27 protein-coding genes are annotated in these 21,638 nt (G+C 71.1%); 21 read left to right on the forward strand and 6 right to left on the reverse strand.

Annotated features, from left to right (window positions below; all coding sequences use genetic code 11):
• The first annotated feature begins 6 nt into the window (after positions 1-6).
• From leuD to QSK34_RS27550, 3 genes are read left to right on the forward strand one after another with little or no spacing between them, the layout of a single operon-like run.
• Positions 7-594 carry a 3-isopropylmalate dehydratase small subunit gene (gene leuD, locus QSK34_RS27540; protein WP_285588061.1) on the forward strand — a complete coding sequence of 196 codons (588 nt, stop codon included), beginning with the start codon at positions 7-9 and terminating at the stop codon, positions 592-594.
• Positions 573-827, forward strand: coding sequence for an SCO5555 family protein (locus QSK34_RS27545; RefSeq protein WP_161481859.1), 255 nt, complete (start codon positions 573-575; stop codon positions 825-827). The genes leuD and QSK34_RS27545 overlap by 22 nt, the downstream gene beginning before the upstream one ends.
• 60 nt (positions 828-887) lie before the next feature.
• Positions 888-1,187 (forward strand): HU family DNA-binding protein, encoded by a 300-nt coding sequence (locus tag QSK34_RS27550; protein ID WP_030456592.1) that lies wholly within the window; start codon positions 888-890, stop codon positions 1,185-1,187.
• 112 nt (positions 1,188-1,299) lie between these two features.
• Here QSK34_RS27550 and QSK34_RS27555 read toward each other — a convergent pair whose 3' ends face one another.
• Positions 1,300-2,217, reverse strand: coding sequence for a TetR/AcrR family transcriptional regulator (locus QSK34_RS27555; RefSeq protein ID WP_285588066.1), 918 nt, complete (start codon positions 2,215-2,217; stop codon positions 1,300-1,302).
• 107 nt (positions 2,218-2,324) lie between these two features.
• On the opposite strand from QSK34_RS27555, the gene QSK34_RS27560 reads away from it, so the two are divergent.
• Complete coding sequence (locus tag QSK34_RS27560; RefSeq protein ID WP_161481860.1) at positions 2,325-3,767, forward strand: MFS transporter; 1,443 nt, start codon at positions 2,325-2,327, stop codon at positions 3,765-3,767.
• On the opposite strand, the gene cofC is transcribed toward QSK34_RS27560, so the two are convergent.
• Positions 3,764-4,384, reverse strand: a complete 621-nt coding sequence (cofC, locus tag QSK34_RS27565; RefSeq protein ID WP_285588069.1) for a 2-phospho-L-lactate guanylyltransferase — start codon at positions 4,382-4,384, stop codon at positions 3,764-3,766. The genes QSK34_RS27560 and cofC overlap by 4 nt on opposite strands.
• Before the next feature lie 81 nt (positions 4,385-4,465).
• Between cofC and QSK34_RS27570 the strand changes: the two genes are divergently transcribed.
• The 4 genes from QSK34_RS27570 (at position 4,466) to QSK34_RS27585 (ending at position 8,664) form a co-directional block, all read left to right on the forward strand.
• Entirely contained in the window at positions 4,466-5,140 is a 675-nt protein-coding gene (locus QSK34_RS27570; protein ID WP_285588071.1) for a lysophospholipid acyltransferase family protein, read from the forward strand.
• A gap of 21 nt (positions 5,141-5,161) precedes the next feature.
• Positions 5,162-6,166: an NAD(P)H-dependent glycerol-3-phosphate dehydrogenase gene (locus tag QSK34_RS27575; RefSeq protein ID WP_030456597.1), complete on the forward strand. Its 1,005-nt coding sequence runs from the start codon at positions 5,162-5,164 to the stop codon at positions 6,164-6,166.
• Between the two features lie 175 nt (positions 6,167-6,341).
• Positions 6,342-7,529: a trans-sulfuration enzyme family protein gene (locus QSK34_RS27580; RefSeq protein WP_285588073.1), complete on the forward strand. Its 1,188-nt coding sequence runs from the start codon at positions 6,342-6,344 to the stop codon at positions 7,527-7,529.
• 40 nt (positions 7,530-7,569) lie between these two features.
• Complete coding sequence (locus QSK34_RS27585) at positions 7,570-8,664, forward strand: D-alanine--D-alanine ligase family protein (RefSeq protein WP_285588075.1); 1,095 nt, start codon at positions 7,570-7,572, stop codon at positions 8,662-8,664.
• Here QSK34_RS27585 and QSK34_RS27590 read toward each other — a convergent pair.
• Together QSK34_RS27590 and QSK34_RS27595 are read right to left on the reverse strand one after the other, a co-directional pair.
• Positions 8,661-9,080 (reverse strand): DUF3515 domain-containing protein, encoded by a 420-nt coding sequence (locus QSK34_RS27590; protein ID WP_161481865.1) that lies wholly within the window; start codon positions 9,078-9,080, stop codon positions 8,661-8,663. The genes QSK34_RS27585 and QSK34_RS27590 overlap by 4 nt on opposite strands.
• On the reverse strand, positions 9,077-9,310 hold the full coding sequence (locus QSK34_RS27595; protein WP_061297054.1) for an Lrp/AsnC family transcriptional regulator: 234 nt from the start codon (positions 9,308-9,310) through the stop codon (positions 9,077-9,079). The genes QSK34_RS27590 and QSK34_RS27595 overlap by 4 nt, the downstream gene beginning before the upstream one ends.
• Positions 9,311-9,374: 64 nt before the next feature.
• On the opposite strand from QSK34_RS27595, the gene QSK34_RS27600 reads away from it, so the two are divergent.
• On the forward strand, positions 9,375-10,307 hold the full coding sequence (locus QSK34_RS27600; protein ID WP_285588825.1) for a thiamine-phosphate kinase: 933 nt from the start codon (positions 9,375-9,377) through the stop codon (positions 10,305-10,307).
• A gap of 1,068 nt (positions 10,308-11,375) precedes the next feature.
• Here the strand turns inward: QSK34_RS27600 and QSK34_RS27605 are convergent.
• Positions 11,376-11,735 (reverse strand): hypothetical protein, encoded by a 360-nt coding sequence (locus QSK34_RS27605; RefSeq protein ID WP_285588080.1) that lies wholly within the window; start codon positions 11,733-11,735, stop codon positions 11,376-11,378.
• On the opposite strand from QSK34_RS27605, the gene QSK34_RS27610 reads away from it, so the two are divergent.
• Complete coding sequence (locus QSK34_RS27610; RefSeq protein ID WP_285588081.1) at positions 11,728-11,850, forward strand: hypothetical protein; 123 nt, start codon at positions 11,728-11,730, stop codon at positions 11,848-11,850. The two genes, QSK34_RS27605 and QSK34_RS27610, sit on opposite strands and share 8 nt — an antisense overlap.
• Before the next feature lie 28 nt (positions 11,851-11,878).
• Positions 11,879-12,682 carry a bifunctional hydroxymethylpyrimidine kinase/phosphomethylpyrimidine kinase gene (gene thiD, locus QSK34_RS27615; RefSeq protein WP_285588083.1) on the forward strand — a complete coding sequence of 268 codons (804 nt, stop codon included), beginning with the start codon at positions 11,879-11,881 and terminating at the stop codon, positions 12,680-12,682.
• Between the two features lie 61 nt (positions 12,683-12,743).
• Here the strand turns inward: thiD and rpmB are convergent, their stop codons facing one another.
• A complete protein-coding gene (gene rpmB / locus QSK34_RS27620) occupies positions 12,744-12,929 on the reverse strand; it encodes a 50S ribosomal protein L28 (protein ID WP_030456605.1) in 186 nt (61 codons plus the stop codon).
• A 123-nt stretch (positions 12,930-13,052) separates the two neighbouring features.
• Here rpmB and QSK34_RS27625 point away from each other — a divergent pair, with 123 nt between their 5' ends.
• The 10 genes from QSK34_RS27625 to QSK34_RS27670 all read left to right on the forward strand — a co-directional run bounded on the left by QSK34_RS27625 (position 13,053) and on the right by QSK34_RS27670 (position 21,585).
• Positions 13,053-14,612 (forward strand): DAK2 domain-containing protein, encoded by a 1,560-nt coding sequence (locus QSK34_RS27625; RefSeq protein ID WP_285588085.1) that lies wholly within the window; start codon positions 13,053-13,055, stop codon positions 14,610-14,612.
• Positions 14,613-14,646: 34 nt separating this feature from the next.
• Positions 14,647-16,809: an ATP-dependent DNA helicase RecG gene (gene recG / locus QSK34_RS27630; protein ID WP_285588087.1), complete on the forward strand. Its 2,163-nt coding sequence runs from the start codon at positions 14,647-14,649 to the stop codon at positions 16,807-16,809.
• Positions 16,810-17,226: 417 nt separating this feature from the next.
• Complete coding sequence (rsmD, locus tag QSK34_RS27635; protein WP_285588089.1) at positions 17,227-17,793, forward strand: 16S rRNA (guanine(966)-N(2))-methyltransferase RsmD; 567 nt, start codon at positions 17,227-17,229, stop codon at positions 17,791-17,793.
• A 9-nt stretch (positions 17,794-17,802) separates the two neighbouring features.
• On the forward strand, positions 17,803-18,279 hold the full coding sequence (coaD, locus tag QSK34_RS27640) for a pantetheine-phosphate adenylyltransferase (protein WP_030456609.1): 477 nt from the start codon (positions 17,803-17,805) through the stop codon (positions 18,277-18,279).
• Between the two features lie 75 nt (positions 18,280-18,354).
• Positions 18,355-18,912 (forward strand): YceD family protein, encoded by a 558-nt coding sequence (locus QSK34_RS27645; RefSeq protein WP_062349517.1) that lies wholly within the window; start codon positions 18,355-18,357, stop codon positions 18,910-18,912.
• 1 nt (position 18,913) lies between these two features.
• On the forward strand, positions 18,914-19,093 hold the full coding sequence (rpmF, locus tag QSK34_RS27650) for a 50S ribosomal protein L32 (protein ID WP_030456611.1): 180 nt from the start codon (positions 18,914-18,916) through the stop codon (positions 19,091-19,093).
• A 235-nt stretch (positions 19,094-19,328) separates the two neighbouring features.
• A complete protein-coding gene (gene rnc, locus QSK34_RS27655; protein WP_034386176.1) occupies positions 19,329-20,081 on the forward strand; it encodes a ribonuclease III in 753 nt (250 codons plus the stop codon).
• Positions 20,081-20,938 carry a bifunctional DNA-formamidopyrimidine glycosylase/DNA-(apurinic or apyrimidinic site) lyase gene (gene mutM, locus QSK34_RS27660; RefSeq protein WP_285588100.1) on the forward strand — a complete coding sequence of 286 codons (858 nt, stop codon included), beginning with the start codon at positions 20,081-20,083 and terminating at the stop codon, positions 20,936-20,938. The genes rnc and mutM overlap by 1 nt, the downstream gene beginning before the upstream one ends.
• Positions 20,932-21,201, forward strand: a complete 270-nt coding sequence (locus QSK34_RS27665) for an acylphosphatase (RefSeq protein ID WP_030456614.1) — start codon at positions 20,932-20,934, stop codon at positions 21,199-21,201. Before mutM ends, QSK34_RS27665 begins: the two co-directional genes overlap by 7 nt.
• Positions 21,202-21,390: 189 nt before the next feature.
• Positions 21,391-21,585, forward strand: coding sequence for a hypothetical protein (locus QSK34_RS27670; protein WP_062349521.1), 195 nt, complete (start codon positions 21,391-21,393; stop codon positions 21,583-21,585).
• Positions 21,586-21,638: the final 53 nt, after the last annotated feature.

The raw sequence follows: 21,638 nt of genomic DNA on the forward strand, positions 1-21,638 counted from the left end.
GCTCTGATGGACGCCTTCGTCACCCACACCGGCACCGCCGTCCCGCTGCGGCGCAGCAACGTCGACACCGACCAGATCATCCCGGCCGTCTGGCTCAAGCAGGTCAGCCGCACCGGCTTCGAGAAGGGCCTGTTCGCCGCCTGGCGCGAGGACCCCTCCTTCGTGCTCAACGACCCGGCCTACACCGGCGCCTCGATCCTGGTCTCCGGTCCCGACTTCGGCACCGGCTCCTCCCGCGAGCACGCCGTCTGGGCCCTCCAGCAGTACGGCTTCCGCGTCGTCATCGCCGCCCGCTTCGGCGACATCTTCCGCAACAACTCCACCAAGATGGGCCTGCTCCCGGTGGTCCTGGCGCCCGAGGCGGTGGAGACGCTCCAGAAGGCCGTCGAGGCCGACCCCGCGACCGAGATCACCGTCGACCTGGCCGAGCGCGAGGTGCGGGCGGCGGGCCAGACGTGGTCGTTCGAGATCGACGACTACACCCGCTGGCGGCTGATGGAGGGCCTCGACGACATCGGCCTGACCCTCCGGCACGCCGACGCCATCGCGGCGTACGAGAGCGAGCGGCAGCCGTGGCTGCCGAAGACCGCCTGACCGGGCCGGACGACGACCCCGAGGAATTTCTGGCGCGGCGGCTGCGCGACGCGCAACGCCGCGTTCGGGACCTACCCTTGACAGGGGAGGAGCGGGAACGTGTCGCTCGGAGGCTGCTCGCGATCTGCGATGCGGCAAAGCGCGACATTCCCCACGCAACCACCCGGCTGGAGGGCTTCATCGCCTTCCTGGACGGCGAATTCGACACGCCGAGTGGCGGTGAATTCACGTAAGGTGATTGAGTCGCGCGCGTTCCTCCCCTACTTTCAAAGCGCGTAAGGGGGAGGAACCACATGAACAAGAAGGAACTCGTCGACGCCATCGCCGACCGTGTCGGCGACAAGAAGACGGCGACCGAAGCGATCAACGCCGTCATCGACGCCATTCAGCACGCCGTGGCCAGCGGCGACAAGGTCTCGATCACCGGCTTCGGCGCTTTCGAAATGGCGCACAAGCCGGCCCGCACCGCGCGCAACCCTTCCACGGGTGAGCCGATCAAGGTCGCCGAGAGCTGGGCGCCGAAGTTCCGTCCGGGGGCCGATTTCAAGGAACTGGTCAACGCGGGCGGAAAGAAGGCGCAGAAGAAGAAGTAGCGAGAGACGCGGACGGCCGAAGGCCGGCCGTGGCTCGAGCCGGGAGAAAGCAATAAAACGCGGATAACGGCGCACCCGATGCAAACGATCGTTTCGGGGGCGCCGTTCCTGTTCACGGCACCGGAAATGTGCTGAGCGTAATGAACGAGATCACGCCGTCGGTCAGCACGATGTTGACCCGCTGGCCCGCCCGGAGCAGCCGCAGCGGGCCCGCGTCGAAGGCCGCGGCCGGGAACGGCACCTCGGTGCCGTCGTCGAGGTAGACCGACCCGGACCGGGTCTCGTCGTCGAAGGTCTTCACCGTCGCCTGCACGCCGTCAGGGTAGTCGATGTAGGACGCGAGGCCTCTGAGGATGACGTCGAGCCCGAGCTCGAACCGGTAGTCGTTGGTCTCGCCGGTCATGTAGGGCGCCATCGCCGTCAGATTGGGGTAGTCGTCGGCCGGCAGGTCGCGGAAGTAGCCCTCCAGCTGCTCCATGACCTCGGCCCACTCTTCGGGCGTGGAGGCCTGGAAGCGCTGCTCCCAGGTGCTCTCCTCCAGGGTGAAGCCTTCGAGGAAGGTCGACAGCAGGTCGCCCGCGATGGCGGCGACCCGGTCGGGCAGGCCGCTGGAGCGCAGGATCGCCATCAGCTTCTCGACGTTGGGCATCAGCTCGGGCGTGAACGGCACGTGCTGCATCGAGATCCAGGCCAGGTCGCGATGGGCGCGCAGGCGTTCCCGGCCGGCCCGCGCGAAGTCCTTGATCTGCTCCATCCAGTTCGCCGGGTCGGGCTCGGGCAGGCCGCCGCCGACGAACATGCGTTCGTACATGAGCTTGAACAGCTCTTCTTTGTTCTGTACGTGGGCGTAGAGGGCCGAGACCGCGACGCCGAGTTCGGCGGCGACCTGGCGCATGCTCATGCGGTGGTAGCCCTCGCGGTCGAGCACGACGTAGGCCGCGTCGACGATGCGGTCGCGGGTGAGCGGGACCTTCGCCGGACGCTTGGGCTCGTGCTCGTTCTTCTCCCATGGAGGCGTCGGCATGGTCATGGCGCCAAGCCTTTCAGATGAACAGTGTTCTTGCTTACTGAACACCGTTCATGCTAGAACAGTGTTCACTTCATTATGAACACTGTTCTCCTCCCGGGGGTAATCGCATGTCCCACACGACCGTCGCGGGGGTGACGGAGGGCTACCGGTGGCGCTGGCCCGCCCTCTTCGTCATCCTCGGCGCCGAGATCATGGACCTGATCGACGCCATGGTCACCAACATCGCCGGCCCGCACATCCAGGCCGAACTGGGCGGTTCCGAGACGCTGCTCCAGTGGCTCGGCGCCGCCTACACCCTGGCCATGGCCACCGGCCTGCTCACCGGCGGCCGGCTCGGCGACGTCTTCGGGCGGCGCCGGATGTTCCTCGTCGGCGCCGTCGGCTTCACCGTCAGCTCGCTGCTCTGCGGCCTGGCGATGTCGCCCGAGATGCTCGTCGCCTCCCGCGCCCTCCAGGGCCTGTTCGCCGCCGTCATGCTGCCGCAGGGGCTCGGCATGCTGCGCGAGATGTTCCCGCCCGCGGAGATGGGCAAGGCGTTCGGCATGTTCGGGCCGGTCATGGGCCTGGCGTCGGTCGGGGGGCCGATCCTGGCCGGCTGGCTGGTCGACGCCGACTTCTTCGGCACCGGCTGGCGCATGATCTTCCTGATCAACCTGCCCGTCGGGCTGCTGGCCGTCGCGGGCGGCCTGCGCTACCTGCCCGAGTCGAAGTCGCCGACCCCGCCCTCGCTCGACCTGGTCGGTGTCGTGCTCGCCTCGGTCGCCGGGCTCCTCGTCGTGTTCCCGCTGGTCCAGGGCCGTGAGCACGACTGGCCCGCGTGGGCCTTCGTGATGCTGGCCGCCTCGCTCGCGGTGTTCGGCCTGTTCGGGTGGTACCAGGGCCGGCGCACCCGCGCGGGGCGCGACCCGCTGATCGAGGGCAGCCTGTTCCGCAAGCGCGCCTTCAACGGCGGACTGGTCACCGGGCTCGTCTTCTTCTCCGGCATGTCGGGCTTCATGCTCGTCTTCAACCTCTACACCCAGATCGGGCTGCACTACTCGCCGCTGAAGGCGGGCCTGGCCGGCGTCCCGTGGTCGGTCGGCATGATCATCGGATTCGGGCTGGTCCAGCCCCTCATGAAGCACGGCCGGGCCTGCCTCCAGGGCGGCACCCTGCTGATGACCCTCGGCGTCGTGCTCGTCTGGGTGACCCTCCAGCTCGCCGGGCTCGGCGTCACCCCCTGGCAGCTCACCCCCGCCCTGATCATCACGGGCGTCGGCATGGGCTTCCTGATGGCGCCCTTCTTCAACCTCGTGCTCGCCGGGGTGGAACCCCACGAGACCGGCTCGGCCTCGGGCACGCTCACCGCGGTGCAGCAGCTCGGCGGCGCGTTCGGGGTGGCGCTGCTCGGCACGGTCTTCTTCGGCCTGCTCGGCGACGTGCCCAGCCCCGCCACGTTCGAGACCGCGATGGAGACCACGCTCTGGGTGGTCGCCGGGATGCTGCTGCTCACCTTCGTGGTGTCGTTCCTGCTCCCCAAGCACGTCCGCGAAGAGGACCTGCAGCACTAACCGGGCAGCACTAGTCTCGCCACGGCGGCGGTGTGGGGGCCCAGGCCCAGCGCCGCCGCCTCGGCCAGGTCCTCGATCGTGTCGACGTCGCGGCGGACCGAGTCGACGTCGGGGAGGCAGAGCTCCTTGGCGCCGCCCGACAGGTGCCGGGCCCGCGACTCGCCGCCGAACCTCGGCCGGAAGGGCACGCCGGGGCGTACCGCGTAGAGGACGGTGCCCACGTCGGCGGCGTCAGGCAGGAACGCCTGGTCGAACTCGGCCGCGGCCGCCAGCACCCGGGCCAGCTCCTGGGGGCGCAGCGCGGGCAGGTCGGCCTGCAGGGCGGCCACCGCGCCGGTGGCGCGCGCCGCCCCGGCCCGCAGGGCCGCGTTCAGCCCGACATCCGGGTCCGGTACGACATCCGCCCCCAGCCCCGCCAGCACGGCCGCGGGCCGCGGGTCGGCCGTCACCACGATCACCCGGGCGACCCCCTCGGCCGACGACGCGGCCGTCACCGTGTCGGCGGCCACCGCCACCGCGAGGTCCTCCCGATGGGGCCCCGCGGCGGCGGCCAGCCGGGTCTTGGCCCTGATCAGGGTCTTGACGGGGATGACGATCGTCCATCCGAGCCGTTGCATGACACCAAGCATCGCGCCTCGACATCTCCTCGGGCCAACCGGGACACTGGGGGTCCTTTCCGTGACAGACCGAGGTGTTCGATGAGCCGCCGCCCCGGGCGACCGTCCCGTTTCTGGGAGACGGTCGCCGTCGTGATCATCAAGCCGCTTTCCCTGCTGCTCGTGAAGCACGACTGGCGCCGGATCGACCGCATCCCCCGGACCGGCGGCGTCATCATCGTCGCCAACCACCTGTCGTGGACCGACCCGGTGCTGCTCGGCCACCTCCTCTACGCCTCCGGGCGCTGGCCGGTCGTGCTGGCCAAGTCGGGCGTCTTCGCGGTGCCGGTTCTCGGCAAGGTGATCGCCGCGCTGCGCACCATCCCGGTCTACCGGGGCAGCGCCGAGGCCACCCGCTCGCTGCACGACGCCGAGGAGCGCCTGGCCGAGGGCAGTTCGATCCTCTTCTACCCCGAGGGCACCATCACCCGCGACCCCGGCCTGTGGCCGATGGCCGGCAAGACCGGCGCGGCCCGCCTGGCGCTGGCGACGGGCGCCCCGGTGATCCCGATCGCCCACTGGGGGGCGCAGGAACTGCTGCCGTACGGCGAGAAGAAGCCCCGGCTGTTCCCCCGCAAGACCTTCAAGGCGCTCGTCGGCGAACCGGTCGACCTGTCGGGCTTCGAAGGCCGCCCGGCCGAGGCGACGGCCGAGATCATGCGCGCCGTCACACTGCTCCTCGCGGAGCTACGGGGTGAGAAGGCGCCTGACGCCTAATCACCGCGTACGGTGAGCACCATGACCAAGGCTGCCGTTTTCGGGTCCGGTTCGTGGGGCACCATGTTCGCGCTCATTCTCGCCGAGGCGGGCACGAAGACCACGCTGTGGGGCCGCCGGCCCGATCTGATCGAGGCGATCAACCAGCGCCACGAGAACCCCGACTACCTGCCCGGACTGCGGCTGCCCGACACGGTGCGCGCGACCACCGACCCGGCCGAGGCGATGGACGGCGCCGAGTACGTCGTGCTGGCCGTGCCCTCGCAGACGCTCCGCCAGAACCTGGAGGCGTGGCGGCCCTGGTTGCCGCCCCGGGCGGTGCTGGTCAGCCTGATGAAGGGCATCGAGTTGTCCACGACCAAGCGGATGAGCGAGGTCATCGAAGAGGTCGGCGGGGTGCCGAGGGAGCGGATCGCGGTCGTGTCCGGCCCCAACCTGGTGGGTGAGCTGGCCCAGCGGCAGCCGGGGTCGACGGTCGTGGCGTGCTCCGACGAGGCGGTGGCGGCCCGGTTGCAGGAGGCCATCCACCTGCCCTGGTTCCGGACCTACACCAATACCGACGTGGTCGGGGTCGAGGTCGGCGGCGCGGTCAAGAACGTGATCGCGCTCGCGGTGGGGGTGTCGGCGGGCATGGGCATGGGCGACAACCTGGCCGCGACGCTGATGACCCGGGGCCTGGCCGAGATCTCGCGGCTGGGCGTGGTGCTGGGCGCCGATCAGCACACCTTCGCCGGGCTCGCCGGGATGGGCGATCTCATCGCGACGTGTACGTCTCCATTGTCCCGTAACCGTACTTTCGGTGAGAATCTTGGGCGCGGAATGACCTTCGACGAGGTCGTCTCCGTGACCAAGCAGACCGCCGAGGGGGTCAAGTCGTGCGAGTCGGTGCTGGAGCTCGCCAGGAAGCACGACGTCGAGATGCCGATCACCGAGGTGGTCGTCGGCGTCGTCCACGACGGGATGACCCCGGGCGAGGCGGCGATGCTGCTGATGTCCCGCACCCCGAAACCAGAGCGCTACGTGTGAGAGCGGGTGACGCCCGGTGAGCCGAGCCCGGCGCTCCCCCGAGCCCGAACCACGGCGCGAGCCGCAGCAGCCCTCCGGCCGCCGGCGTCCGGGGTTCGATCGGGCAGACTCACCGAGCGGGCCAGGGCCGGCTTCGGGCCGCCCGCTTCTTGCTCCCGGAGAGAACACCCGCTCCGTGCACCTGCCGAAGCCCTCGCCGCCCCGGCAGGAGGCGCTCGGGCAGCCCGTCTGGCGGTCGGCGTCGTGGGCGTTCGGCTCCTCGGGGGAGCACGCCGACGTGGTCGCCGGACACCGGCCGGGATACACGTATGGCCGCGTCGACAACCCGACCGTCGACGCGTTCGCCGCCGCCGTGGCCGCCCTCGAAGGGGCCGCCGCGCCCGAGGACGTCGCCGGCCAGGCCTTCTGCTCGGGGGTGGCGGCGATCACCGGGACCCTGCTCACCTTCCTGGGCAACGGCTCCCACGTCGTCGCCCCGGCGCAGGTGAGCGGCGCCACCTACACGCTGCTGGCCGGTGTGTTGTCCCGCTTCGGGGTGTCGGCCGACTTCGTCGACCACTCCGACCTGCGCGGGGTGCGGGCCGCGATCCGGCCCACCACCAAGATCCTGTACGCCGAGACGCTCGCCGCCCCCACCATGGCGGTGGCCGACATCCGGGGCCTCTACCAGGTCGCCCGGGAGGCGGGCGCGCTGCTGGTGGTCGACTCGACGTTCGCCACCCCGGTCGTCTGCCGCCCGCTCGAACACGGCGCCGACCTGGTCATCCACTCGGCGACCACATACATGGGCGGCCACGACGACTGCGTCGGCGGCGTCGTGGTCGGCCGTCCCGACCTGGTCGCCAAGGTCCGCCAGACCCGCATCGACACCGGCTCGGCGCTCTCGCCCGACGACGCCTTCCTGCTGCGCCGGGGCCTGGAGACGCTGACGCTGCGGGTCCGCCGCATGTGCTCCACCGCCATGGTCTTCGCCGCGGCGCTGGCCAGGCATCCGCACGTCCGGCGGGTCGACTACCCGGGCCTGCCCACTCACCCTGGCCACCAGACCGCCCGGAACCTGTTCGACTCCGGTCCCGAGGGCACCCGGTTCGGCGCGGTCGTCACCCTCACCCCCCACGGCGGCTTCGAGGCCGGGGCGGCACTGGCCGACCGGCTGGGCACCGCCGCCATCGCGCCGTCGGCGGGCGGCACCCACACCAGGGCCGTCCACCTGGCCTCGGTGGCGCGCTCCGACGAGAGCGTGCCGGGGGTCGACGCCGGGGCCGTGCGGTTCGCCATCGGGCTCGAAGACGCCGAAGATCTGATCGCCGACGTCACCCAGGCACTCGACGCATTGGGCTCTTTGCCCCGAGCTCGGACCTGACGAGGCGTTTTTCCACCTCGACAGGATAGATTCGGACCTCATGAACCGGATTCGAGTCGCCGTCGTCTTCGGCGGACGCAACTCCGAGCACGCGGTGTCGCTGATGGGTGCCGGAAGCGTCCTGTCGGTGATCGACCGTGCGCGATATGAGGTCGTGCCGATCGGCATCGCACCGGACGGCCGCTGGGTCATCGCCGCCGACACCCAGAGCTTCGCGATCGAGGACGGCGCCCTGCCGGTCGTCGACACCAGCGGATCCGCGCTGGCCATCCCGCCCGGCGACGGCTCCCTGGTCGCCCTCGACCCGGGCGACGTCCCGCGCTCGCTCGGCACGGTCGACGTCGTCTTCCCGGTCATGCACGGCCCCTTCGCGGAGGACGGCACCATCCAGGGCCTGCTGGAGATGGCCGGGGTCCGGTACGTCGGCTCCGGGGTCCTCGCGAGTGCCGTTGGTATGGACAAGGCGTACATGAAGGCCGTCCTGAATTCGGCCGGGCTGCCGGTGGGGCCGTACGTCGTGGTGCCCGACCGGACCTGGCGCACCGACCGCCACCGCGTGCTCAAGGAGATCGAGGAGCTCGGCTGGCCGGTCTTCGTGAAGCCCGCGCGGGCCGGGTCTTCGCAGGGCATCTCCAAGGCCTCGACGCCCGAGGAGCTGGAGACCGCGATCGAGTTCGCCCGCGAGCACGACCCGAAGGTCCTGGTCGAGGCGGCCATCCCCGGCCGCGAGATCGAGTGTGCGGTGCTCCAGGGCCTCGGCGACGAGCCGCCGGCCGCGAGCGTGCCCGGCGAGGTGCTGGTCACGGGCGGGCAGGAGTTCTTCGACTTCGAGGCCAAGTACTACCCCGACCAGATGGCCCTCCGGGTCCCCGCCGACCTCCCCGAGGAGGTGGCCGAGGAGATCAGGGCCATGGCGGTACGGGCGTACGAGGCCCTCGGCTGCGAGGGGCTGTCACGGGTGGACTTCTTCTACACACCCGACGGGCGGCTGATCCTCAACGAGATCAACACGATGCCCGGGTTCACGTCGCTCTCGGTGGCGCCCCAGCTCTGGGCGGCGACCGGCCTGCCCTACCCGGAACTCGTCGACCGGCTGATCAAGCTGGCCCTGCAGCGCCCGCTGGGCCTGCGCTAGGGGATCGTCGCCTTGATCGGGTCGGCCAGATCGACCAGGACGCTGCCCGGCTGATGGTTCGCGGAGATCGTCACCTCGACATAGGCCTCGCGGTTGACCGAGGTGAACAGGGTCGGACGGGCCGGATCGGCGAACCAGCCGACCCCGTTGACGTCGCTCACCTCGGCGGTCGGCTCCATCGAGGCCGGGCGGCCGACGCCGCAGCGCAGGGCGATCTCCCCGGCCCCCCACACGGCCGTGTAGGGGGACACCGGATCGGTCTCGGTGCGGGCCAGGCCCTCGATGGTGGCCGGCAGTTTCGCGGACAGGGCCTGGCAGGCGGTCGCGGCGGCCCCCTCGGGGGCCGGCGGGTCGAGGCTCACCGCCTGGGCGCACCCCGCCGCCAGCACCACCACGATCAACCAGCCACGCTTCATATGTGGACGATAGGGCAGGTCAGCGTACGCGTGATGCCCTTGACGGACTGGATCTGGGCGACCACCAGCTTGCCGAGCTCGTCGACGTTGTTGGCCTCGGCCCGGACGATCACGTCGTAGGGGCCGGTCACGTCTTCGGCTTGGGTGACCCCAGGGATCTTCGAGATGGCCTCGGCCACAGCCGCCGCCTTGCCGACCTCGGTCTGGATAAGGATGTAGGCCTGCACCATCAGGTCCTCCCGGGATTGATCACCACCGAAAGGTCAAGGTACCCCGAACACCAGGAGGTGTGACATCACAGTCGGAGAACTCGGCGAATTCGGTGTTGTTAGCCGGATATCGGGGCGTCTGCCCCAAGGAGCGACAGTCCTCCTCGGCCCAGGCGACGACGCGGCGATCCTGCGCGCTCCGGACGGCAGGGTCGTCGTCACGACGGACATGCTCCTTGAGGGTAGACACTTTCGCCGCGATTGGTCCAGCCCGTACGAAATAGGTCGAAAAGCCGCAGCGCAGAATCTTTCCGACATTTCGGCCATGGGGGCGGTCGGGACGGGGCTTTTCGTGGGCCTCGGCATACCCGCCGACCTGCCGGTGGCCTGGCTCGACGGGCTGGTCGACGGGCTCCGCGACGAGTGCGCCGTCGTCGGGGCGAGCCTGGCCGGGGGAGACGTGACGCGGTCGGCGTCGGTGGTGCTGGGCGTGACCGCCCTGGGGGATCTGGAGGGCCGCTCGGCCGTCTTGCGGTCGGGGGCCCGGGAGGGCGACGTCGTGGCCGTGACGGGCTCTCTCGGGCGTTCTGAGGCCGGTTTGCGACTGCTTCTGGCGGGATTGTCAGGTTTTGACGATCTGGTGGCGGCGCACCGGCGGCCCCGGCCGCCCTACCCGGAGGGCCCGCGCGCCGCCGCGCTCGGCGCCACGGCCATGCTCGACGTCAGCGACGGCCTCCTGCAGGACCTCGGCCACATCTGCGCGGCCAGCGGCGTGGCGATCGTGCTCGACCCCGTCGAGGTGCCCGACGATCTCGCGGCGGCGGCCAAGGCGCTCGGGGCCGATCCCGTCGACTGGATCCTCGCCGGAGGAGAGGATCACGCGCTGGCGGCGACCTTCCCATCAGGGGTTCCCCTGCCTTCCGAGTGGCGGATTGTAGGAAATGTGGCCGAAGGGGATGGAGTACAGGCCGGAGGGCGGGAGAATGTCCCGGGGGGTTGGGATCACTTCCGAGGATGACGGGAACTTTGTGACAGCGGCAGCGTGACCTGTAAGAAGGTTGGCGGGTGCAGATCAGGAAGGACCAGGAATGGGGCGCCACCGGGCCGGACGGACGGCCACGACCCCGGTCAAGAAAACCAAGCCGAAGGTCGACGAGACCGGCGACCCCCTGACGGGCCCGGTGCCACCTGCACCGATCCCGAGTTCCGGCGATCCCCAGCCCACCGGCCCCCTGGCCGCCCCGGTCCAGGCCCCGGCCGACCCCTCGACGCAGCGGATCGAACCTCCTTCGACGGGCGCATTCGCGGCGCCCGTCCAGGCGCCCGGCAGGCCGATGCCCGATCAACCACCCCCTGGCGCGGCCCAGCCTCCCGGTGGCCTGCCTTCGACGGGCGCCTTCGCAGCCCAGGGTGGTCCCACGACCGGCCCGTTCACGGGCCCCGTCTTCGGCGGTCCCACAAGCGACCCCCACACGGATCCCGGACCGGCCGGTCCGTCGACGGGCCCCTTCACGGGCCCGGTCCCCGGCGGTCCCTTCCCCGGTTCTTCAACCGGTCCGGCCGGGCCGCCTTCGGGTGGCCCTTCGACGGGTCCGTTCACGGGCCCGGTCCCCGGCGGTCCTTTCCCCGGTTCTTCAACCGCTCCGGTCGGGCCGCCTTCGGGTGGTCCTGCCACGGGTCCGTTCACGGGACCGGTCGGGATGCCGCCCGGAGGTCCTTCGACCGGGCCGTTCACGGGTCCGGTCGGGATGCCCTCGGGTGGTCCTTCGACCGGGCCGTTCACGGGTCCAGTCGGGATGCCCTCGGGTGGTCCGTCGACGGGTCCCTTCACGGGGCCGGTCGGGCCGCCTTCGGGTGGTCCTGCCACGGGTCCGTTCACGGGGCCGGTCGGGATGCCGGCCGGAGGTCCTTCGACCGGGCCGTTCACGGGTCCGGTCGGGCCGGCCCTCGGAAACGACGGCGCTCAGAACCAGGGACCGGGGTCTGACGATCCGGCCACCGGGCCGATCACGGCTCCTGTCCGGGCGGCTCTCGGGACGGCCGACGCGGCGGCGGGGCAGCAGGCGCAGGGGACGGCGCAGCTCAGCTATCGGTGGCCCGACGACGAGGCGAGCACCGGGGAGATGCCCGGGAGCACCACCGAGGCGCCGCTGCCCGGCGGGGCGAGGCCCGGTCGCCGGCGGCGGAACCGGGAGGCGGTGCCGATCGCGCGGTCGCGGCGGATGGCGGTGATCTCCGGGGTGGCCGTGGTCGCCGCGGTGTGTCTGACGCTGCTGGGCATCCGGCTGGCGTCCGGCGGGACCGAGCTGGTGGTGGTGCCCACGCCCAGCGAGACCGCGCCGCCGTCGCCGTCGCCGACGCCCCGGAAGGCCTCGCCCAGCCCGACCCCGAAGGCCTCCCAGTCGGCGCAGGCGACCTCGCGGCCGCATCCGCAGCCGGTGGTCACGAAGCCCAAGCCGAGCCCGAAGCCCAAGCCCACCACGCCCACGCCCGAGCCGCCTCCCGTCGAGGTCGACCTCGACACCGGGCCGACGCAGAACCAGCCGGGGTTCGGGTTCTAGCCGGGAAGGCAACTGATTGGATGTCAGCATGACCCCACCGCGTGTGCTGACGATCGCGGGCTCGGATTCCGGCGGCGGCGCCGGCATCCAGGCCGACCTGAAGACCATGCTGGCCAACGGCGTCCACGGCATGAGCGTGATAGCCGCGGTGACCGCGCAGAACTCCCTGGGAGTGCAGGGGTACTGGGAGCTGCCGCCCGAGGCGGTGCGGGCCCAGCTCGACTCGTTGCTGGGCGACATCGGCGTCGACGCGGTGAAGACCGGCATGCTGGCCTCGCCGATCCTGGTCCAGACCGTCGCCGAGCGGCTCGCGGGCGTCGACGCGCCGATCGTGATCGACCCCGTCGGGGTGTCGAAACACGGCGATCCGCTGCTCGAACCGGCGGCGGTCGACGTCGTCAAGACCCGGTTGCTGCCGCTGGCCACCGTCGTGACGCCCAACCTGTGGGAGGTCGAGCAGCTCACCGGCGTGAAGGTCGAGGCCGAGGAGCAGATGATGACCGCGGCCGAGGCCGTGCTCGAGCTCGGCCCGGAATGGGTGCTGATCAAGGGCGGCCACCTGCCGGGCGAGCCGGTCGACCTGCTGACCGACGGCCAGACGGAATATCGCTACAGCGCCGAACGCCACGACAACCACCACACCCACGGCACCGGCTGCACCCTCGCCTCGGCCATCGCCTCCCACCTGGCCCACGGCGAAGACGTGCCCGACGCGGTCAGGATCGCGAAAGACTACGTGACCGGCGCCATCGCCCACGGGTTCGGCCTGGGGGCGGGCATCGGCCCGGTCGACCACGCCTGGCAGTGGCGGCCTCTCGACGTCGTGCAGTGAGGGCGTACACGGGAGAACACGAAAAGGCCCGCCTCGTGAGGCGGGCCTTTTCGGAACAGTGCTAGCGGGTGACCTTCCCGGCCTTGATGCAGGAGGTGCACACGTTCAGCCGCTTCGGCGTCCCGTTGACCGTCGCGCGCACGGTCTGGATGTTGGGCTTCCAGTTACGGCGGGTTCGGCGGTGCGAGTGGGAGACGTTGTTGCCGAAAATCGGCTTCTTAGCGCAGACGTCGCAGACGGAAGCCACGGTCATCGCTCCTTCGGAGAATCAGGGAGCCCGGGTCGTATCGGGCAGAAAGGCCAGGCCGAACGGCTGGCCATATGAGGATAGCCGATGTCGGCCAATGCATGTTAAACGAAGGGATCACCCATGCTGGACGTCCTCGATCCTCCCGCGGTGCGGGAGTGGGCCCGGCGGTCGGCGCAGGCGCTCGGCGCGGCGCGCGCCCAGATCGACGCGCTCAACGTCTACCCGGTCCCCGACGGCGACACCGGCACCAACCTCCACCTGACGCTCCTCGCGGCGGCCGACGCCCTCGACGCGCTGCCCGACACCGCCGATCACGACGCGACCTGGCGGGCCCTGGCCCACGGCGCGCTCCTCGGGGCCCGGGGGAACTCGGGGGTGATCGTCAGCCAGGCGCTGCGCGGGCTGGCCGAGGTCCTCCGCACGGCCGAGGGCCGCGCCGCCGACCTGCGGACCGGCCTGGTCAGGGCGGCCGAACTCGCCACGGCGGCGGTGTCGCGGCCGGTCGAGGGGACCGTGCTGAGCGTGCTGGCCACGGCCGCCTCGGCGGTCCGCGACCTGCCGGGCGACCTCGCGGCCATCGCGGCGAAGGCGGCCGAGGAGGCCCGCAAGGCGCTCGCGCGCACGACCGTCCAGCTCGACGTGCTGGCCAGGAACGGGGTCGTCGACGCCGGCGCGGCCGGGCTGGTGATCATCCTTGAGACGCTCGTGGACGTCGTCACGGGCGTGCACGGCCGCCACGAGGTGCCCGCGCCGACCCGGCCGGTGCTCCGCGAGGACGACGAGGAAGACCAGGATGTCCACGGCTACGAGGTCATGTACCTGCTGGAGGCCCCCTCGGTCGACCGCCTGCGGGAGCAGCTCGACGCCCTGGGCGACTCGCTGGTGATCGTGGGCGGCGACGGGCTCTGGAACGTGCACGTCCACGCCGCCGACGCCGGGGCCGCGATCGAGGCCGGGCTGGCGGCCGGGCGGCCCTACCGGATCAGGATCACCTACCTCGGCGGGCGGGCCCACGTGGGGGGCGGGCGCGGGGTCGTCGCGGTCGCCGCCGGAGACGGGCTCGCGGCCCTCTTCCGCGAGTCGGGGGCCGTGGTGGTCACCCGGGAACCGGGCTCGTCGCCGCCGCTGGCGGCGGTGCTCGCGGCGATCAGGGAGGCCGGGTCGGAGGTCGCGGTGCTGCCCAACGACGCCGCGGTGCGCTCGGTCGCCGCCGCGGCGGCGGAGATCGCCCGCGAGGAGGGCACGGTGGTCGGGGTGCTGCCGACACTCGCCTCGGTGCAGGGGCTGGCGGCCCTGGCGGTGCACGACCCGGCCCGGCGGTTCGACGACGACGTGCTGGCCATGGCCGAGGCCGCCGCCCACACCCGGCACGGGCACGTCTGGGTGGCCAACCGGGAGGCGATGACGTCGGCGGGGGTGTGCCGGCCCGGCGACGTCCTGGGGGTGGTCGACGGGGACGTCGCGCTCATCGGGGCCGACCTGCGGGTGGTGACCGAGGACGTGGTGCGGCGGCTGGTGTCGGCCTCCAGCGAGCTGGTGACCCTGGTGACCGGGGGCGAGACGGGGGAGGGGCTGGCGAAGGCCGTCCAGGACCTGCTGGCCGTCGAGCGGCCCGACGTCGAGGTGGTCGTCCACGCGGGCGGGCAGGGCGGCTATCCGCTGCTCATCGGTGTCGAGTGATTTCTGTCGCCCGGGCGCGGTAGAACTGGGTGTCGTGACCAGGTTCGACGAGCCGTTGAAGCGGGTGGTCGGCGCCAAGACCGCCGCGCCGCTCGAAAACGCCCTCGGCATCGCCACCGTCGGCGAGCTGCTGCGCCACTATCCGCGCCGCTACGCCGAGCGGGGTGAGCTGACCTCGATCGCCTCGCTGGAACACGACGAGATCGCCACCGTGCGGGGGCGCGTGTCGGCGGTGCAGCGGCGGCCGATGAAGAACCGCCAGGGCACCTGGCTCGACGTCGAGGTCACCGACGGCAAAGACCGCATCCACCTGGCCTTCTTCGGCAAGGGCGCGTTCGTGGCCGAGCAGCGGCTGCTGCCGGGCACCGAGGCGACGTTCTCCGGCAAGGTCAACGTCTTCGTCTCTCCGAAGGGCGCCAAACGCCGGTCGCTCACCCACCCCGACTACGTCACCGACGACGAGGAGACCAGCGAGGAGTTCGCCACCGCGCCCGTGCCGATCTACCCGTCGGCGCAGAACCTGGCGAGCTGGAAGATCGGGCGCGCGGTCCGGCTGATCCTCGACACCCTGTCCCTCGACGACCCGCTCCCGGCCCCGATGCGCGAGCGCCACGGGCTGATCGGGCTGGCCGAGGCGCTGACCCTGATCCACCGCCCGCGCGACCAGGGCGACATCGCCCGCGCGAGGAAGCGGCTCAAGTTCGACGAGGCGTTCAACCTCCAGGCCGTGCTGGTCCGCCGCCGCATGGCCGCCGACGCCCTGCCCGCCAGGCCCCGGCCCGGCAGCGCCGACGGCCTGCTGGCCGGGTTCGACGGGCGGTTGCCGTTCCAGCTCACCGAGGGGCAGCGCGCGGTGGGCGACGAGATCGCCGCCGACCTCGGGCGCGACCATCCGATGCACCGCCTGCTCCAGGGCGAGGTGGGCGCCGGCAAGACCGTGGTGGCCCTGCGCGCGATGTTGCAGGTCGCCGACTCGGGCGGCCAGGCGGCGCTGCTGGCCCCGACCGAGGTGCTGGCCCAGCAGCACCACCGCTCGATCACCGCCATGCTCGGCGACCTCGCGGGCGGCGGCATGTTCGGCGGCACGTCGGTGGCCCTGCTGACCGGCTCGATGGGCGCCGCCGCGCGGCGGCAGAACCTCCTCGACGCCGCCTCGGGCGCGGCCGGCATCGTCGTCGGCACCCATGCGCTGCTCCAGGACAAGGTCCAGTTCGCCGACCTGGGGCTGGTCGTGGTCGACGAGCAGCACCGCTTCGGCGTCGAGCAGCGCGACGCGCTCCGCGAGAAGTCGGCGTCCGGGCGTCCCCACGTGCTGGTGATGACGGCGACCCCGATCCCCCGCACGGTCGCCATGACGGTGTTCGGCGACCTGGAGGTCTCGACGCTCTCCCAGCTCCCCTCGGGCCGCGCGCCGATCACCACCCACGTGGTGCCCGCCGCCGAGAAGCCCCACTACCTGGAGCGCACGTGGGAACGGGTGCGCGAGGAGGTCGGGCTCGGGCGGCAGGCCTACATCGTGTGCCCCCGCATCGGCGACCTGGAGGGCGACGAGGGCGACCTGACCAAAGACGCCGACGAGCGGCGTCCGCCGCTGGCGGTCCTCGACGTGGCCGAGATGCTGGCCTCCGGCCCGCTGGCCGGGCTGCGGGTCGAGGTGCTCCACGGGAAGCTGCCGCCCGAGGAGAAGGACGCGATCATGCGGGCCTTCACCCGGGGCGAGATCGACGTGCTGGTGGCCACCACGGTCATCGAGGTCGGCGTCGACGTGCCGAACTCCTCGGTGATGATCATCATGGACGCCGACCGCTTCGGCGTCTCCCAGCTCCACCAGCTGCGCGGCCGGGTCGGCCGGGGCGGCCTGCCGGGCCTGTGCCTGCTGGTCAGCGAGACCATGCCCGGCACCCCCGCCCGCGAGAGGCTCGACGCGGTGGCGAGCACGCTCGACGGCTTCGAGCTGTCGCGGGTCGACCTGGAGCAGCGCCGGGAGGGCGACGTGCTCGGCGCGGCCCAGTCGGGGCGCAAGTCGTCGTTGCGCATGCTCCAGCTGCTGCGCGACGAAGACGTCATCGCCGACGCCCGCGAGGAGGCCCAGAACCTGCTGGCCCGCGACCCGGAACTGGCCGACCACCCGGCGCTCAGGGCCGAACTCGACGCCCTGGCGGCGGGGGAGCGCGCGGAGTACCTGGAGAAGACCTGATCCGGCGTGGCGGTGCGGGGCGGGAGCGGGGGTCGGCGCCGGTTGCGGCGAGGCGCGGGGGCGGCGATCGGGGTTGCCCAGGCGGGAGCCGTAACCGAAGAAGAGTTTCGAAAAGGGAGCGATCCGGGCAGAAGGCTGCCGGATGGAGGGCCCTGGGTCATAGAAATGACCCAGGGCCCAGCCATGGGACGGCCTCCCCCCGAATGCCGTCCCCGGCTGGGCCCACCCTCGGGTCAGGTGCCGAGGGCGCCGGCGTGCGGAAGGGCTCACGATCACGCCGGCCGGCCTTCCCCTGGGTCACCTTGAAGGCCGCACGTTCATAGTGCAGGGCTCCCGGCCCGAACGGAACGACCCTGGCCGTTCCTTCGCCAGGCATTACCGAGCTTTTCCATTCCGGCTCTCCGGGACAATGGGCCGGTGACGCGTCTCATCGCCGGAACCGCCGGTGGCAGGCGGATCGAGGTCCCGCCCGGCAAGGGAACCCGGCCCACCAGCGACCGTGCCCGTGAGGGCATCTTCTCGACCGTGGGGTCGCTCGTCGGCGTGCCGGAGCGGGTGGCCGACCTCTACGCCGGGTCGGGCGCCATCGGGCTGGAGTCGCTCAGCCGGGGGTCCGCCCACGCGCTGCTCGTCGAGTCGGACGCCAAGGCCCTGCGCACGATCAGGGCCAACGTCGCCTCGCTGAACCTCCCCGGGGCCGTGGTGCGGGCCGAGAAGGTCGAGCGACTGGTGGCGCGCCCGTGCGAAGGCGAGCCCTACGACTTCGTCTTCGCCGACCCGCCCTATGCCGTCTCCGACGAGGTGGTCCACAGGGTGCTGGTCCAGCTGCTGGAGAACGGCTGGCTCGCCGACGGGGCGCTGGTGGCGGTCGAACGCGAGACCAGAGGGAATGATCTGCGATGGCCCCCCGGCTTCGAGGAGGCCAGGGCGCGCCGTTACGGTGAAGCGACCGTTTGGTACGGTCACGCCAACCGGGCCGAGTAGGGGGTTGTTGTGCGCAGAGTCGTCTGCCCCGGATCGTTCGATCCCGTGACGAACGGCCATCTCGACATCATTGGCCGGACGTCACGCCTGTACGACGAGGTCGTCGTCGCGGTGTTGATCAACATCGAGAAGACGAGCCTGTTCACCGTCGAGGAGCGCATCGACATGCTCCAGGCGGTCACCAAGGAGTACGGCAACGTCCGGGTCGAGAAGTTCCACGGCCTCCTGGTCGACTTCGCCCGCCAGCAGGGCATCCCGACGATCGTCAAGGGCCTGCGCGCGGTCAGCGACTTCGACTACGAGCTCCAGATGGCCCAGCTCAACTACCGCATGTCGGGGGTCGAGACGCTGTTCATGTCGACCAACCCCGAATACTCGTTCCTGTCCTCCAGCCGGCTGAAGGAGATCGCCCGCTACGGCGGCGACGTGTCGGGCCTGGTGCCCGACCTCGTGCTGGAGCTGCTGGTGGAACGCGTGCGCGGCTGAGGTCCCCGGCGGGCTGGTATTCTTGCGTTTCGGCCTTGCACGACGGCGGTGATTCGCCATGCCTAAGAGACCAGGATGAAAGTGCACACCCTCGACCCTCGCGCTCCATGGGTAATCTCGACCCATGACCTCGGGCGCCGCCCGGGGTCGATGCGCACGATGAAACCCGTTCTCCCGGCTCCGGCGGACGTCGCGGTCGGCTTGATCGGCGTCCCCAAAGACGCCGACGTCGAGCTGGATCTCCGGCTCGAAGCAGTGATGGAGGGCGTGCTCGTCACGGGCACGGCGCTGGCGCCTCTCACGGGAGAGTGCTCGCGCTGCCTGGAACCCCTGACCTCGGATGTCGAGGTCGATTTCCAGGAGCTCTTCTTCTACACGGCGGAAGACGCCGGAGAGGACGACCAGATCCTCGACGGCGAGCTACTGGATCTTGAGCCGACATTCCGTGACGCGGTGGTGCTCGCGCTGCCGCTGAGCCCGGTGTGCAGCGACGACTGCGCCGGTCTCTGCGCGGAGTGCGGGGTCAGGCTGGCCGAGGCCGGTCCCGACCACCGTCACGAGACGCTCGATCCCCGCTGGGCATCGCTGCGGGGCCTGGTTTCCAACAACGACGAAGACGATCAGGAGGCCTGACGTGGCCGTTCCCAAGAGGAAGATGTCGCGGGCCAACACGCGCGCCCGCAGGTCCCAGTGGAAGACCAGTGCGGTCGCGCTCGTGAGCTGCCCCCAGTGCCGCTCCCCCAAGCGCCCTCACATGGCCTGTGGCGAGTGCGGCACCTACAACCGCCGCCAGGTCATCGAGCCCAACGCCTGACCGCCCCGGCGGCTCAAGCGACCGCCGACCGGGATCGTCAAACGACCCCGGTCGGCGTTATTTTGCTCCACAGACGCGTCACAAGGCGCGGCTCCACTGCGTGCGGCGGCGGTCGTGCCCGCGGTCGTGGTGGACGCCGGGTTCAACCCGGCGTCCACCACGCCTTCGGGGCTTCGCCAGAAGTTCACTCCTGCCACCGTGCCGGCGGTTCGTCATGCACGAGGAGGAAAACTTCATGATCGGTAAGCCCGTCGCCGTCGAGGTCGTCCGCGACGAGCTGGAGGGCGTCCTCCAGGTCCGGCTCGACACCGCGATCCTGGAACGCGCCCTGACCCACCGCTCCTACGCGTACGAGAACGGCGGGCTGCCCACCAACGAGCGCCTGGAGTTCCTGGGCGACTCGGTGCTGGGGCTCGTGGTCACCGACACGCTCTACCGCGACCACCCCGACCTGCCCGAGGGCCAGCTCGCCAAGCTGCGCGCGGCCGTGGTCAACATGCGCGCCCTGGCCGACGTCGCCCGCTCGCTCGGCATGGGCCGCTACCTGCGGCTGGGCCGGGGCGAGGAGGGCACCGGCGGGCGCGACAAGTCGTCGATCCTGGCCGACACGCTGGAGGCCCTGATCGGCACCGTGTACGTCGACAAGGGCCTCGACGAGGCGTTCCGGGTCGTCCACACGCTGTTCGACCCGCTGATCAAGCGGTCGGCGTCGCTGGGCGCCGGGCTCGACTGGAAGACCTCGTTGCAGGAGCTGACCGCGTCCGAGGTGCTCGGGGTGCCCGAATATCACGTCGAGGAGTCGGGGCCCGACCACGCCAAGTCGTTCGTGGCGACGGTCCGCGTCGGCGGGCAGGACTACGGCACCGGCGCCGGACGGTCGAAGAAGGAGGCCGAGCAGCAGGCCGCCGAGGCCGCCTGGACGGCCATCCGCGCGATGCGCGACGCCCGTGAGGCCGCCGCCGCTGCCGCGGCGGGTCCGGTGGCCTGATGCCGGAACTGCCGGAGGTCGAGGTCGTCCGGCGCGGCCTCGACGTCTGGGTGTCGGGCCGGACGATCGAGTCGGCCGAGGTGCTCCACACCCGGTCGGTCCGCCGGCACGAGGGCGTGCTGCCCGACCAGCTCAAGGGCCGCCGCGTCGAGTCGGCCGACCGGCGCGGCAAGTACCTGTGGCTGCCGCTCGACGACGGCGCCGCACTGATGGCCCATCTGGGCATGAGCGGCCAGGTGCTGATGGTCCCGAAGGGCTCGCCCGACGAGAAGCACCTGCGGGTCCGGGTGACCTTCGCCGACGACGGGCCCGAGATGCGCTTCGTCGACCAGCGGACGTTCGGCCACCTCATGATCGCCCCGTTGACGGCGAGCGGGGGGCGTACCGTCCCGCTGCCGATCGTGCACATCGCCCCCGATCCGCTGGAGGACGCCTTCGACGAGGACGCCTTTACGGCAGCTCTGCGAAAGCGAAAAACCGGTATAAAGCGGGCGCTTCTTGACCAGGGTTTGATCAGCGGCGTGGGAAACATCTACGCCGACGAGGCCCTCTGGCGGGCCCGGCTCCACTGGGCCCGCGCGACCGAGACCCTGACCAGGCCGAAGATCTCCGAACTCCTTGCCGCCGCCCGTGCGGTCATGACCGAAGCGCTCGGCCAGGGGGGTACATCGTTCGACAGCCTGTATGTGAACGTGAACGGCGAGTCGGGCTACTTCGACCGGTCACTCAACGTGTACGGCCGCCGCGACGAACCTTGCCCGAGATGTGGCACGCCGATCCGGAGAGACGCCTTCATGAACCGCAGCAGCTACTCCTGCCCCACCTGCCAGCCGCGCCCGAGGAACGGGCGATGGTGAGGCTCACCGCGTGGGTGCGCGGGCGGGTGCAGGGTGTGGGTTTCCGCTGGTGGACGCGGGCGCGGGCGCTGGAGCTCGGCCTCACCGGCTGGGCGCTCAACCTGGGCGACGGACGGGTCGAAGTGGTGGCCGAGGGCCCCAGAGAGGCCTGTGAGCGCCTCCTGGAGCGCCTGAGAGGCTCTGACGCGCCCGGACAGGTCTTAGGAGTGTCCGAGCGCTGGTCGGACGTCAAGGGCGGTTTGGTGGGGTTCGTGGAGCGGTAGCTCTTCCCTTAAACCGCCCAAATGAGGTATATTTACATGTCGACAGTGTCCAACGGCTGATCCTTACGAGGCGTTCAACTTGACCGACTTCGCAGCCGGTGCGACTCTTGGACAAGAACCACGCGCACCCCTCCCGCGGCTTGAAGTGCGCGAACCAGTCTGGTCACTCAGCGTGGAGGACCCTTAACCATGGCTAAGGCTCTACTCGGCCACGTCGGCGGTCCTGATCCTCGGATGGTCTCGGAAATGCGTCGCCTCCAGCAGCGCATCCGTGATCTGGAGGCAGAACTCACCCGACTCCAGGAACAGAACGAGGCCCTTGCGGCGCAGACTCGTGACGACGACCTGGTCCGGCTGCAGGATCGCGAGCCGGCTCTCACCTGAGAGACCGGGTTTTCTCGAAACAATTGCAAGGGGCGCCTCGCAGGGGCGTCCCT

Source organism: Herbidospora sp. NBRC 101105, assembly GCF_030269205.1.
Classification (GTDB): domain Bacteria; phylum Actinomycetota; class Actinomycetes; order Streptosporangiales; family Streptosporangiaceae; genus Herbidospora; species Herbidospora solisilvae.

What these genes read in the sequence shown, in the direction of transcription:
- leuD (WP_285588061.1), top strand. Translation starts at nt 7, where the DNA reads ATGGACGCCTTCGTCACCCACACCGGCACCGCCGTCCCGCTGCGGCGC.
- QSK34_RS27550 (WP_030456592.1), top strand. Translation starts at nt 888, where the DNA reads ATGAACAAGAAGGAACTCGTCGACGCCATCGCCGACCGTGTCGGCGAC.
- QSK34_RS27555 (WP_285588066.1), bottom strand. Translation starts at nt 2,217, where the DNA reads ATGACCATGCCGACGCCTCCATGGGAGAAGAACGAGCACGAGCCCAAG.
- QSK34_RS27560 (WP_161481860.1), top strand. Translation starts at nt 2,325, where the DNA reads ATGTCCCACACGACCGTCGCGGGGGTGACGGAGGGCTACCGGTGGCGC.
- cofC (WP_285588069.1), bottom strand. Translation starts at nt 4,384, where the DNA reads ATGCAACGGCTCGGATGGACGATCGTCATCCCCGTCAAGACCCTGATC.
- QSK34_RS27570 (WP_285588071.1), top strand. Translation starts at nt 4,466, where the DNA reads ATGAGCCGCCGCCCCGGGCGACCGTCCCGTTTCTGGGAGACGGTCGCC.
- QSK34_RS27575 (WP_030456597.1), top strand. Translation starts at nt 5,162, where the DNA reads ATGACCAAGGCTGCCGTTTTCGGGTCCGGTTCGTGGGGCACCATGTTC.
- QSK34_RS27585 (WP_285588075.1), top strand. Translation starts at nt 7,570, where the DNA reads ATGAACCGGATTCGAGTCGCCGTCGTCTTCGGCGGACGCAACTCCGAG.
- QSK34_RS27590 (WP_161481865.1), bottom strand. Translation starts at nt 9,080, where the DNA reads ATGAAGCGTGGCTGGTTGATCGTGGTGGTGCTGGCGGCGGGGTGCGCC.
- QSK34_RS27595 (WP_061297054.1), bottom strand. Translation starts at nt 9,310, where the DNA reads ATGGTGCAGGCCTACATCCTTATCCAGACCGAGGTCGGCAAGGCGGCG.
- thiD (WP_285588083.1), top strand. Translation starts at nt 11,879, where the DNA reads ATGACCCCACCGCGTGTGCTGACGATCGCGGGCTCGGATTCCGGCGGC.
- QSK34_RS27625 (WP_285588085.1), top strand. Translation starts at nt 13,053, where the DNA reads ATGCTGGACGTCCTCGATCCTCCCGCGGTGCGGGAGTGGGCCCGGCGG.
- QSK34_RS27645 (WP_062349517.1), top strand. Translation starts at nt 18,355, where the DNA reads ATGAAAGTGCACACCCTCGACCCTCGCGCTCCATGGGTAATCTCGACC.
- rnc (WP_034386176.1), top strand. Translation starts at nt 19,329, where the DNA reads ATGATCGGTAAGCCCGTCGCCGTCGAGGTCGTCCGCGACGAGCTGGAG.
- mutM (WP_285588100.1), top strand. Translation starts at nt 20,081, where the DNA reads ATGCCGGAACTGCCGGAGGTCGAGGTCGTCCGGCGCGGCCTCGACGTC.
- QSK34_RS27665 (WP_030456614.1), top strand. Translation starts at nt 20,932, where the DNA reads ATGGTGAGGCTCACCGCGTGGGTGCGCGGGCGGGTGCAGGGTGTGGGT.
- QSK34_RS27670 (WP_062349521.1), top strand. Translation starts at nt 21,391, where the DNA reads ATGGCTAAGGCTCTACTCGGCCACGTCGGCGGTCCTGATCCTCGGATG.